A 9,187-nucleotide genomic window follows, 5' to 3' on the forward strand; every position below is an offset into this window, starting at 1 on the left:
CTACCGAACCCTCGGGCGGAGTTGATATTGGTGAACGGATTTCTCAACTCGGTGGTCTCGTGGCTGCGCGCCGGCTATCCGGACGGCGTACCACCCACGGACACCTTCGCTCTGCTGGCCCTGCTGGCCAACCGGTTGTCCAACGATGAGGTCAAGCTCGTCGCCAACGAACTGATGTTGCGCGACGAGTTCGACAAGATCGACATCGGCGTGCTGATCAGCAAGCTCACCGACGAGCTGCCGTCCGAAGAGGACATCGAACGGGTGCGCGCCCGGCTGGCCGCCCAGGGCTGGCCGCTGGACGATCCGCACGGCGACGAGCACGACGAACTCAACGGCGGAGCCCGCGCATAGCGGTTCTGCGTGCGCTTCACGTTTCCCCCGGCTCCGCCGCCGCAGTGCTGCTGCCCGCGCTGGAGCGAGTGCTCGCCGGCCGCGAACCGGCCTTCGTTGCGGCGCCTCCGGGTTCGGTAGCCGAGCTGGCGGCGTTGGGTATCGGCGAAACCGTCGACGACGACGTCGCTTTGGTCGCGACCACGTCGGGCACCACCGGAACGCCGAAGGGCGCCCTGCTCAGCGCCGCGGCTTTGACGGCCAGCGCGACGGCCACCCACGACCGGCTCGGTGGACCGGGTGGCTGGTTGCTGGCGTTGCCCCCGTATCACATCGCCGGCCTGCAGGTGCTGGTGCGCAGTCTCCTCGCCGGCTGCACGCCCGTCGAGATGGATGTCACCGCCGGCTTCGACGTCACCCAATTGCCAAGCGCCATAGCGAGATTGAGTGCAGGGCGACGGTACGCGTCGCTGGTGGCCGCGCAGCTGGCCAAGGCGCTGGGTGACCGCGCGGCCGCGGATGCGCTCGCCGGATTGGACGCGGTGCTGCTGGGTGGCGGACCCGCCCCGCGGCCGGTGCTCGACGCCGCGGCCGATGCCGGGATCACGGTGGTACGCACCTATGGGATGAGCGAGACCGCGGGGGGCTGCGTGTACGACGGTGTCGCGCTGGACGGTGTGCGGGTGCGGGTGCACGACGACGGACGCATCGCGATCGGCGGCGCGACCCTGGCCAAGGGATATCGCAATCCGGTTGATCCCGACCCGTTCGCCGAGCCGGGCTGGTTTTGCACCGAGGACTTGGGGGCGCTGGACGGGCGCGGCGTGCTGACCGTGCTGGGCCGCGCCGATGACGCGATCAGCACCGGCGGGTTGACGGTGCTGCCGCAGCCGGTCGAGGCCGCGCTGAGCGCCCACCCGGCCGTGAGCGACTGTGCGGTCTTCGGGATCGCCGACGACCGGCTGGGTCAGCGGGTGGTCGCGGCGATCGTGGTGCGCGACGGTTTCGCGGCGCCGACGCTGGATGCGCTGCGCGAACAGGTGGCGCGCACCCTGGATGCGACGGCCGCGCCGCGGGAACTGCACCTCGTCGACGCGTTGCCGCGGCGCGGCATCGGGAAGGTGGACCGAAGGGCACTGGCACGCCGGTTCGGCACCGATCGACAGGCCCGCCGACCATGAGGGTCGCCCGTCGGGAGGTGCTGGCCGTCATGGTCGCCGCCGCCGTGGTGGCGGCCGCCGTCGTGCTGCCCGCGCTGAACGTCGGTGTTCGGCCGCGCCTGGACCTCGGCCCGGAACGCTTCGACACACACGCCATCGCCGAACCGCTGTTCGCCGCCTGGGAGCTGCACGCCAGCTGGGGCACCCTACCCGCGATACTGCTTGCCGTCGCCGCCGTCGTGTGGGGACCCGTTGTCGCTCAACGCCTTTCGTGGCGGACCCTGACATTGGGCAGCTGGGCGGTGGCCTGCGGGTGGGCATTCGCACTGGCGATGATCGACGGCTGGCAGCGCGGCTTCGCGGGCCGGTTGACCACCCGGGACGAGTACGTGACCCAGGTGCCCAGCATCACGGACATACCGGCCGCGGTGCGAACGTTTGCCAGCCGGATCCTGGATTACCAGCCGAACTCGTGGATCACCCACGTCTCCGGGCATCCGCCCGGCGCGCTGTTGACGTTCGTCTGGCTGGACCGCATCGGCCTGCACGGCGGCGCCTGGGCGGGTTTGCTGTGCCTGCTGGCCGGGTCCAGCGCCGCGGCGGCCATCCTGATCGTCATCCGCGCCCTGGCCGACGAGTCGACCGCGCGACGGGCCGCACCGTTCGTCGCGATCGCGCCGACCGCGATCTGGGTGGCCGTCTCGGCCGACGGCTACTTCGCCGGCGTCGCGGCGTGGGGCATCGCGCTGCTGGCGGTGGCGGTGCACCGACCGGTCCGGTTTCCCGCGCTGGTGGCCGCCGCGGCGGGCCTGCTGCTGGGCTGGGGCGTCTTCCTCAGCTACGGCCTGGTGCTGATGGGTTTCGCCGCGGCGGCGGTCTTGGTGTCGGCGAACGACTTTCGGGTGGCGCTGCGGGCCCTGGGCCCGGCGGCGCTGGCCGCCATCGGGGTGGCGGTGCTGTTCGCGGTTGCCGGATTCTTCTGGTTCGACGGCTATACCCTTGTGCAGCAACGCTATTGGCAGGGCATCGCGCACGACCGGCCGTTCGGTTACTGGTGGTGGGCTAATCTGGCCTGCGTGGTGTGCGCGATCGGCCTCGGCGGTGTCGCGGGGCTCACCCGGGTGTTCGACGTCACCGCCATCCGCCACCGCTGCGGGTTCCACCTGCTGCTGCTCGCGATGTTGGCGGCGATCGCCTGCGCCGACTTGAGCATGTTGAGCAAGGCCGAGGTGGAACGGATCTGGCTGCCGTTCACGGTCTGGCTCACCGCGGCCCCCGCCCTGCTGGCGGTGCGATCACACCGGCTGTGGCTGGCGATCAACGCCGCCGGGGCACTGCTGGTGAACACCGTCATGGTCACGCACTGGTAGGCGGAGATGACAAGGCAACCGGAACTCGCGCGTCGGCTCGACACCAGCGACGCCGTCGTGATCGGGCTGGGCTCGATGCTCGGCGCCGGGGTGTTCGCCGCGTTCGGCCCGGCCGCGCGGGCGGCCGGCGCCGGCCTGCTGATCGGGTTGGGGCTGGCCGCGGTCATCGCGTATTGCAACGCCACGTCGTCGGCGCAGCTGGCCGCGGCCTACCCGACGTCGGGCGGGACGTACATCTACGGGCGCGAACGTCTCGGTCCGTGGTGGGGGTTCATCGCCGGGTGGGGCTTCGTGATCGGCAAGACGGCCTCGTGCGCGGCCATGGCGTTGACCGTCGCCGCCTACACGGCGCCCGGGGCACCGGTGTGGGTGCAGCGCGCGATCGCGGTCGCCGCGGTGGCGATGCTGACCGCCCTGAACTATCGCGGGGTCACCAAGACGGCGATGCTAGCGCGAATACTGTTGGGATGCACGCTGATTGCCTTGACCGCGGTCGTGGTCGGCATCGTGGCGGGCAAGCACGACGCGGCGCAGCTGAGCGGGGCGTGGTGGACCGGCTCGGTGTACGGCGTGCTGCAGTCGGCCGGGTTGATGTTCTTTGCCTTTGCCGGGTATGCGCGCATCGCGACGATGGGTGAGGAGGTCCGCGATCCGGCCCGCACCATTCCCCGCGCGATCACCATCGCCCTGGCGATCGCGGTGGTGCTGTATGCGGTGGTCGGGGTGAGCGCGCTGTTGGCCGTCGGGCCGCATCGGCTCGCCCGCGCCGCCGCGCCGTTGGCCGAGGCGGTACGGGCGGCCGGCCACCCGGCCCTGGTGCCGGTGATATCGGCGGGTGCCGCGCTGGCGAGCATGGGTGCGCTGCTGGCGCTGATCGCTGGGCTCGGACGCACCATGCTCGCGATGGCCCGGCATCGCGACCTGCCCGGCTGGCTGGCCGCGGTCCACCCCGAGCACCGGGTGCCGCATCACGCCGAGATCGCGATCGGCGTGGTGGTGTGCGCCCTGGTGAGCCTCGTCGACCTGCGTGGGGTGATTGGCTTTTCGTCGTTCGGCGTGCTGATCTACTACGCGATCGCCAACGCCGCCGCCGTCACGCTGCGCCGCCGCCGGGTGGTCAACTTCTGCGGCCTGGCCGGGTGCCTGGCGCTGGTCGCGACGTTGCCGTGGGAATCCGCGGCCGCCGGCCTGGCGGTATTCGCCGTCGGGGTCGCCGGGCGCGCGGTGCTCCGCGCGGCACGCCGCTAGAGCCCGGCGTCCCGGGTGGCTTGGGCGAACCGGCTGGTTGGTTTGCACGCCGGCCGCACTACGGCCACGTCGGCGGCGACGTCGAAGTCGGCTAACCGCTGAACATCCACGACGTCGATGCCGTTGTCCTGCAATGCTTTCCGGGTGAGTTCGCCGGTGTCGGGCTGCGACATCGGCACGGCGCGCAGGCATGCGGCCATCACCGGATCCCGGACGCCCAGCACCCACCACCCGCCGTCGTCGGCGAGCCCGAGCACGGCCGGCGAACGCAGCAGTCGCCGCGCGCAGTCGGCCAACAGGTCGGCGGTCACCTGCGGGGTGTCCATGCCGATCTGCAGCACCGGCCGGCCGTCGCCCGCGTCCAGGTGTGCGTTGGCCAGCCGCTCGGCGAAGCCACTACCGCGCTGCCCGATCACCCGGAACGACGCCAACCGCCGCCGGATCGCCGCCGCGGCGGCCCCCGCATCCAGGTCGCCGGTCAACGCGACGACCCGGGCGGCGACCGGGGCGGCGACAACCGCGTCCAGCGTGTCCAGCAACGCGGCCGCGGCGATATCGGCGGCCACCCGGTCGCCGACCGTCGCGGCCAGCCGGGTCTTGGCCAGGCCGGGCTGCGGCGCCTTGGCGACGACTAGCAGGGTCACCGGCAGGTCGGTCACGAAATCACCTTCCAGAAGTCCAGAATCGCGGTGATACTGCCCCGCAGCGACCCACTGACCTTGGACTTGCCGCCGGTGCGCGGGCCGTAGCTGACGTCGAGCTCGACCACCCGCCAGCCCGCGGCCGCCGCACGCACCAACAGTTCGAGGGGATACCCCGACCGCCGGTCGGCCACCTTTAGCCCCAGCAGGGCGTCCCGGCGGGCAACCCGCATCGGCGCGATGTCGTGGACCGGCAACCGATGGCGGGTGCGCAGCCGCCAGCTCATCACGACGGTGCCCACCCGGGCGACCCACGGCCAGTGCAGACCGGCGACGGGTCGGCGCCGGCCGACGGCCAGGTCCGCACCCTGCTCGAGCGCGGCGACCAGCCGCGGCAGCTCACCCGGATCCATCGAGCCGTCGGCGTCGATCACCGCCACGATCGGCGTCGGCGCGGCAACGACGCCGGCGTGCACCGCGGACCCATATCCCGGTCGTGGTTCGGCGACAACGTCCGCGCCGAGCTGCGCGGCGACCCGCGCGGTGCCGTCGGTGCTGTTGTTGTCGACGACCAGCGCCCGGTACCCGGCGGGAATGGCGGCCAGCACCGCCGGCAACGACTCCTCCTCGTTCAGGCACGGCAGCACCACCGTGACCAATTCGTCCGGCATCCGGCGGCCCGCGGTCAGGACCCGGACGACGAGCGACCGCCGCCACCACCCGACGGCAGCCTGGGTACGACGGGCTTCGGGGCGGTCTGCTGCTGTTGCGTCGGGGGCTTGGGGACGACGGTCTGCTGCTGTTGGGTGGGTTGCTGGGTCGGCGGTTTGGTCGGTGCGACCGTGGTCGGGGCGACGGTCGTCGGGGCGACGGTGGTCGGGGCGACCGTCGTCGGCGCCAGCTTCGTGGTCGGCGCGACCGTCGTGGTCGGCGCGACCGTCGTGGTCGGCGCGACCGTCGTGGTCGGCGCGCTCGCCGATGTGGACGGAGTCGGCGTATTCGTCGGCGAGGTGGGCGTATTCGTCGTGGTGGTCGGAAGTGTTGTCGTCGGCAGCGTGGTGGTCGGCAGCGTGGTGGTCGGTGTCGGCGGCGTGTACGTCGGCACGTAAGGCGGTTGGGGCCGCCATCCCGGGAACGGGACGATGATCGGCACCGGAATCGGGATCGGGCCGTTCGGGTTGGGCACCAGACCGGGACCGGGCGCCACCGGGTTGACCGGCACCTCGGGCGCGGCGGGCGCCGGCGCAACCGCCGGAGCCGGAGCCGGAATGACGCCGCCCTGATACCCGGCGTTCGGCGCTTCGGGCGGCGGTGGCGGCACCGGCGCCTGCTGCTGGGTCGGCAACAGCGGCATGAACTTGCCCGGGGCGGCGTTCTGGTGCCCGATCACCGGCTGCTGACTGGCGGTCGGGCGCACGGCCACGACTACCGCGACCGCCAGCGACGCGACGCCGATGACGGCGAATGCCACCACGGCGTTGCCCACCAGCAACGACCGCCGGCTCAGTTTCACCGGGCCGGTTTCGGCGTCCAAATCGTCGTCGTAGTCGACGTAGTCGTCGAACTCGCCCGCAAGCAGGTCGTCCTCGTCGTCGGCCATCGAATAGGCCAGCTGCTGGTCCGAAGCTCCAGGATCGTCGAACCCGGCCGGGGCCATCGCCGTCTCGTCGCCGGTCAGCCCCGCCGCCGGGGCCATCGCGGTGGCGTCGCCGGACACCGGCGCGGCCGCCAGCGCGGCGCCACGGGCCAGCGCAAATGTCGGATCTTCGGGAATCTGCACCCGCGTGGTCGCATCGGAAAGCTGGTCGGCCACCCCGGCAAGATCCGGTGCAGCGCCCACCAAGTAGACGTCGCTGGGCGCGCCGGGGTGCCCGCCGAGCCGGGCCATCATCGTGTCGAGCGTGCCGGTGGCGTCGCCGGCGAGTGCTTGCTGGGCCAGCATCGTGGGCGGCGCGTCCGGATCCCCCTCGTCAACCACCGACAGCGTCGCCGTGTTGTCGTCGACCACCAACACCCCACCAGAACGGCCGGCCGCCCGCATCAGGGCCGTGACCGCCTGGGACTGCGACAGCAGCCCGACGTTGTGCACGCCGGAGTCCTCCAACGCCCGGCGCAGCTGGTCGGCGGCGGGGTGGTCGGTCCAGCACACCCGGGTGCCGACCAGCCGGTGGTTCTCGTTCGCCAACAGTCGGTCCGTGCCGACCACGGTGTCGGTCAGCTGCTCGACGGGATTGTTAGCCAGGTCGACGACGGACTGGTCGATCACCTCACTGCCATCCGTGCCCGCGCCGACAAGCGCCAAGCGGGCGACGGGGCCCGTGACGGCAACCCCCAGAACGACGTCCATCGCTGCTCTCCTTCGGCTGGCCACCCCGGAACCAGCATGTCCCGGCATCATTACACTTCGATACCGTCGGCAGTAACCATCATTCGGGCGACCCTCGTTCTCCGCCACTCCCGTGCCGCCCGAACGGAGATTATGTTTCCAAGTACGCAACGACGTCGCCTCGGCAGGGGGTTCCCCCGCCTAAGACGCGAAAGTGTGCCGCCAGTAACCGTCCTCGATACCCGGGGGGAACCGTGAGCCAGAGCAGCGACGAGCCGCCGACCGGGCCCATCAGTGGCGCGGCGACGCCGCGGGCCGCTGCGGGTCCGCAGACCGCGGGCCGGCCCGGCACCCGCAACCCGGTTGCCGACCTGACCGCTGCCGTGCTGCTCATCGCCGCGGCGCTGTTGCCGTGGAACCTGTACTTCGGGCTCGGGATCCCCGGCAGCAACCCGACGCTGTTCGCGGTGCTGATCGCCGTGACCGTGCTGTCGCTGACCGGCGTCGCTTTGCCCGGCTCCGGGTCCACGGGCCGTGCGCTGCGGCTCGCGCTCAACGTTCCCTATTTGCTGCTGGTGCTCGGGTTCGTCGGATTCGACGCCGTCCAAACCGTCCGCTTCGGCGGCACCGTGACCGTGCCGGGTGGTGTCGGTCCGGGCGCCTGGGCCGGCATAGCCGGTGCGCTGCTGAGCGCGCAATCGGCGGACACCGCAGCCCACGACGCCGCCGACGGGCGACACCGGGCGGCGCGGATCCTCGGTTACGTCTCGATGCTGGCCGCGGTGCTCAGCTTCGGTTTCACCCTGTTCTGGCGCATCAGGTACGCGCTGAGCGACGCGGGCGGTTCGGCCGGGTTCGGCACCCAAAACATCGCCGTCATCGCGACGGCGGTGGTCTACGGCCTGGTGGCCCTGATCGCCGTGCTGGTCGCCTCACGGTGGCTGCTGGACGACACGCGGGCCTCGCGGTTGGCGACGATCGCGCTGGGCGCCTCGGCACTGGTCGCCGGAATCATCGTCTGGTTGCTGCCTGTCGGCCGCGACATCGACGCGTTCCACGGCATCGCCCAGAACACCTCCACCGCCGGGGTCGGATTCGAGGGTTATCTGGCGTGGGCGGCGACCGCCGGGCTTTTCCTGCGGCGCACGCTATCCGGCCGGGCCGGCACGGTGTCGGCCGAGGAAACCGCGTGGCGCGCGGCGGCCCGGGCCGGCTTGCTGATCATCGCCGTGTGGGGCCTGGGGTCGCTCGCCATGCGGATCACCGACCTCGCCGTCGCGACCAGCCTGAACTACCCTTATTCGCGGTACGACACGGTCGTGCTGGCCGTGTTCGACGCGGCCACCGCGGCGCTGGCGCTGTGGCTGCGAAGCAAACTGCGCGACGCCTCGGTCGCCGCCAGGACCATCACGGCACTGTGCGGACTTGTTGCCGCACTGAGCATTTCACGGGTCATCGTGGGTGTGGTGCTGGCGCCGCGGTTCGCCCAGCCACCCAACGCCACCCAGCACCCGGTCTACGGAAACGACCTCGCGCAGCAGATCACCAGCACATTCGACGTGGCGCTGTCCGCGCTGGCGCTGTTCATCCTGGCGGCGGCGGTCGTCACCGGACACCTCGCCCGGCTGCGCCGGCGCCGCCGCGCCACCCGTCGGCGTGCCGCCGCGCAGCACGCCGAAGCTCCGACCACCCGCATTCACCCCGGCGAGTCGCCCACCACCGTGATACCCCAACTGGCCGGCGCACCAAGGATTTTCCGGGGCGACGACTCGGCCACCGGGCAGATCCCTGCCGCCAAGCCAAAGATCTATCGGCCGCCGCAGGATCCGTCCTAGTGTAGTGAGTTATTAATTCGCGTTCGGATAGTAGGCTTGGTGTATGCCGGGTCCTGTTGCTGTGCCTGTGGTGTTGAGTGATGTTGAACGTGAGCAGTTGCAGGGGTGGGCGCGACGGCCCAGTAGCGCTCAGGCGCTGGCGATGCGGTCGCGGATCATCCTCGCTTGTGAGGGGGATTCAAGTAATACCCAGATCGCTCGGGATCTGGGCGTCACGCGGGGAATGGTGACCAAGTGGCGCAACCGCTTCGCGGCCGATCGCCTCGAGGGGTTG

At 71.4% G+C, this 9,187-nt stretch carries 9 protein-coding genes; 6 read left to right on the forward strand and 3 right to left on the reverse strand.

Annotation, left to right across the window (positions count from 1 at the left end; translation table 11 throughout):
* Positions 1–30 precede the first annotated feature (30 nt).
* From AWC25_RS11120 to AWC25_RS11135, 4 genes are all read left to right on the forward strand, one after another.
* A complete protein-coding gene (locus AWC25_RS11120) occupies positions 31–354 on the forward strand; it encodes a DUF3349 domain-containing protein (RefSeq protein ID WP_069399627.1) in 324 nt (107 codons plus the stop codon).
* Between the two features lie 68 nt (positions 355–422).
* Entirely contained in the window at positions 423–1,514 is a 1,092-nt protein-coding gene (gene menE / locus AWC25_RS11125; RefSeq protein ID WP_232326940.1) for an o-succinylbenzoate--CoA ligase, read from the forward strand.
* Complete coding sequence (locus AWC25_RS11130; RefSeq protein ID WP_085166779.1) at positions 1,511–2,863, forward strand: hypothetical protein; 1,353 nt, start codon at positions 1,511–1,513, stop codon at positions 2,861–2,863. Before menE ends, AWC25_RS11130 begins: the two co-directional genes overlap by 4 nt.
* Before the next feature lie 6 nt (positions 2,864–2,869).
* A complete protein-coding gene (locus tag AWC25_RS11135) occupies positions 2,870–4,111 on the forward strand; it encodes an APC family permease (RefSeq protein ID WP_085166780.1) in 1,242 nt (413 codons plus the stop codon).
* Here AWC25_RS11135 and AWC25_RS11140 read toward each other — a convergent pair.
* The 3 genes from AWC25_RS11140 to AWC25_RS11150 are packed head-to-tail and all read right to left on the reverse strand — an operon-like array spanning position 4,108 to position 7,099.
* On the reverse strand, positions 4,108–4,770 hold the full coding sequence (locus AWC25_RS11140) for a TIGR04282 family arsenosugar biosynthesis glycosyltransferase (RefSeq protein ID WP_069399631.1): 663 nt from the start codon (positions 4,768–4,770) through the stop codon (positions 4,108–4,110). The genes AWC25_RS11135 and AWC25_RS11140 overlap by 4 nt on opposite strands.
* Positions 4,767–5,423 (reverse strand): glycosyltransferase family 2 protein, encoded by a 657-nt coding sequence (locus AWC25_RS11145; RefSeq protein WP_085166781.1) that lies wholly within the window; start codon positions 5,421–5,423, stop codon positions 4,767–4,769. Before AWC25_RS11145 ends, AWC25_RS11140 begins: the two co-directional genes overlap by 4 nt.
* Before the next feature lie 14 nt (positions 5,424–5,437).
* A complete protein-coding gene (locus AWC25_RS11150) occupies positions 5,438–7,099 on the reverse strand; it encodes a DUF7159 family protein (protein WP_085166782.1) in 1,662 nt (553 codons plus the stop codon).
* A gap of 233 nt (positions 7,100–7,332) precedes the next feature.
* On the opposite strand from AWC25_RS11150, the gene AWC25_RS11155 reads away from it, so the two are divergent.
* Both AWC25_RS11155 and AWC25_RS11160 read left to right on the forward strand, forming a co-directional pair.
* Positions 7,333–8,913 (forward strand): DUF7937 domain-containing protein, encoded by a 1,581-nt coding sequence (locus AWC25_RS11155; RefSeq protein WP_085166783.1) that lies wholly within the window; start codon positions 7,333–7,335, stop codon positions 8,911–8,913.
* Between the two features lie 70 nt (positions 8,914–8,983).
* A partial coding sequence (locus tag AWC25_RS11160; RefSeq protein ID WP_158089737.1) for a helix-turn-helix domain-containing protein occupies positions 8,984–9,187 on the forward strand: 204 nt, incomplete at its 3' end.

The organism is Mycobacterium sherrisii, from assembly GCF_002102355.1.
Lineage (GTDB): Bacteria > Actinomycetota > Actinomycetes > Mycobacteriales > Mycobacteriaceae > Mycobacterium > Mycobacterium sherrisii.

Coding starts and splice junctions, on each gene's coding strand:
- AWC25_RS11130 (WP_085166779.1), top strand. CDS start 1,511: ATGAGGGTCGCCCGTCGGGAGGTGCTGGCCGTCATGGTCGCCGCCGCC.
- AWC25_RS11135 (WP_085166780.1), top strand. CDS start 2,870: ATGACAAGGCAACCGGAACTCGCGCGTCGGCTCGACACCAGCGACGCC.
- AWC25_RS11145 (WP_085166781.1), bottom strand. CDS start 5,423: ATGCCGGACGAATTGGTCACGGTGGTGCTGCCGTGCCTGAACGAGGAG.
- AWC25_RS11150 (WP_085166782.1), bottom strand. CDS start 7,099: ATGGACGTCGTTCTGGGGGTTGCCGTCACGGGCCCCGTCGCCCGCTTG.